Annotated in this window: 1 protein-coding gene; it reads left to right on the top strand. The window is 39.8% G+C overall.

The features are described from left to right. The first annotated feature begins 59 nt into the window (after positions 1-59). Positions 60-716 (top strand): quinolone resistance pentapeptide repeat protein QnrVC4, encoded by a 657-nt coding sequence (locus tag R7Z50_RS26270; protein WP_000361704.1) that lies wholly within the window; start codon positions 60-62, stop codon positions 714-716. Positions 717-827: the final 111 nt, after the last annotated feature.

Here is an 827-nt window from a genome sequence, read left to right on the forward strand (position 1 = left end):
TTCTTGAGAACTGGTTGGTAAATGTTAGTCTTCGACTCAAATAAAAAGAGGGCTACAAAATGGATAAAACAGACCAGTTATATGTACAAGCAGACTTTTCACATCAAGACATGAGTGGTCAGTATTTTAAAAATTGCAAATTTTTCTGCTGTTCCTTTAAACGGGCAAACCTCCGCGATACACAATTTGTAGATTGTTCTTTCATTGAACGAGGAGAATTAGAGGGGTGTGATTTTTCTTACTCGGATCTTAGAGACGCATCTTTTAAAAACTGCAGTCTTTCAATGTCGTATTTCAAAGGTGCAAATTGTTTTGGTATCGAGTTCAGAGAGTGCGATTTAAAGGGGGCAAATTTTGCTCAAGCTAGCTTCATGAATCAGGTATCGAACAGAATGTATTTTTGTTCAGCTTATATAACAGGTTGTAATCTTTCATACGCCAACTTTGAAAGGCAGTGTATCGAAAAGTGTGATTTGTTTGAGAATAGATGGATTGGCGCAAATCTGAGTGGTGCATCATTTAAAGAGTCTGATTTAAGTCGGGGAGTATTTTCTGAAGGGTGTTGGAGCCAGTGTAGGTTGCAAGGTTGTGATTTGAGCCACTCGGAGCTGTATGGTTTAGACCCCCGGAAAGTTGACCTTACAGGTGTAAAAATCTGTTCGTGGCAACAAGAACAACTTTTAGAGCAATTAGGTTTAATAGTAGTACCTGACTAAATTTGATGGTTTGAACACACACATAACAAACGCCTCAAGAGGGACTGTCAACGCGTGGCGTTCCCAGTCCCAATGAGCTGTGGTGGTTACGGTTGTAAATTTAAGCCGTGC

The sequence above is a fragment of the Vibrio sp. 1249-1 genome, from assembly GCF_033340495.1.